General features: G+C 60.0%; 1 protein-coding gene. It reads right to left on the bottom strand.

Annotation, left to right across the window (positions count from 1 at the left end; genetic code table 11):
- Positions 1–1,335, bottom strand: a 1,335-nt coding sequence (locus tag CSC70_RS13665; protein WP_162457186.1) for a TipJ family phage tail tip protein, incomplete at both ends; no start/stop codon positions are given.

Raw genomic sequence — 1,335 nt, 5'->3', positions numbered from 1 at the left:
GGACTGTCAGCCTGTAGTTCCCCAGCGCCAGTTGCGTGAAGCGGTATGTGGTTTCCGTCGTCCGGGCCGTGCTGACCAGCCGCTCACTGCCGTCGTCCGCTGTTACGGTCAGACGGAGCAGGAAACTCACGCCCTTCACCACCTTCGGTGTGTCCCATCGCGCCAGCACCTGATATTCCCCGCTGTCTGCAGTGACTTCTGCGGTCAGGTGCTGCACCGCTGGCGGCGTGACACCATTCACCGTGCCACTCTGTTCGCCGTCAAAGTGCGCCCCGTTATCCACGATGGCCTCTTTTTCCGGCACATGCTGCACGGCGGTGATGGCATACGTGCCGTCGTCGTTCTCACGGATACTCACGCAGCGGAACAGTCGCTGGCGCAGCGTCGGCAGCTTCAGCTCCCATACGCTGTATTCAGCAACACCGTCAGGAACACGGCTCACTTTTACCTTCACGCCGTCGGTGACGGACTGAACCTCCACGCTGACCGGATTGCCACTTCCGTCAACCAGGCTTATCAGCGCGGTACCGGAGGATGGCAGCGTGATTTCACGGTCGAGCGTCAGCGTCCGGGTCTGGCTGTTCACCGCCAGCACACGACCACCGGTGCTGATACCGGCATAGTCATCATCGCAGATTTCAATAACATCGCCCGGTACATGGCGAAGCCCTTCTGCGCCGACGCTGAAATCCACGGTCTGCGTTTCCAGCAGTTCTGTTTTAATCAGCCACAGCCCGGCGCGGTGTGCCTGCCCCCGGCTGGTACAGCCAAAGGCATCCATCTTCGTAACATTACGACCGTAACGGGCAATGGCCTGCGTATCTTCAACAAGCTCTGTCGCCGTCTCCCAGCCGTTGTTCGGGTCAATCCAGTTCACCTCAACGGCATTATGGCGGTCCGTCAGGGCGCTGAAGCGGGAGCGGAACGGCGCGCCATCATCCGGCATCACCACATTACTGCGGTTATAGGTCCACGTCTTATCCGACGGTCGGTCCTGCACGAACGTCAGCGTCTGCCCGTTCCATACCGGCATACAGCGCATCGCCGAGCAGAAATCGCTGAGCACATCCCACGCCTTACGCTGTGTGGTCAGGTACGCATTACAGGTGATGCGCGGCTCCGTGCCGCCAAAGCCGTCCGGCACTGACTGGTCGCAGTACTGGCCGATGACATACAGCGCCCATTTATCCACATCCGCCGCACCAAGACGTTTCCCCATGCCGTAGCGCGGATGGGTCAGCATATCCCACAGACACCAGGCCATGTTGTTGCTGTATGCCGGTTTAAACGTTCCGTCCCAGATACCGCTGTATTGCCGCGTCTGCGGGTTATAGT

The sequence above is a fragment of the Pseudoxanthomonas kalamensis DSM 18571 genome (assembly GCF_010211745.1).
Lineage (GTDB): Bacteria > Pseudomonadota > Gammaproteobacteria > Xanthomonadales > Xanthomonadaceae > Pseudoxanthomonas_A > Pseudoxanthomonas_A kalamensis.
Note: the sequence above shows the minus strand (reverse complement) of the source record. Positions and strands in the feature narration are given on the sequence as shown.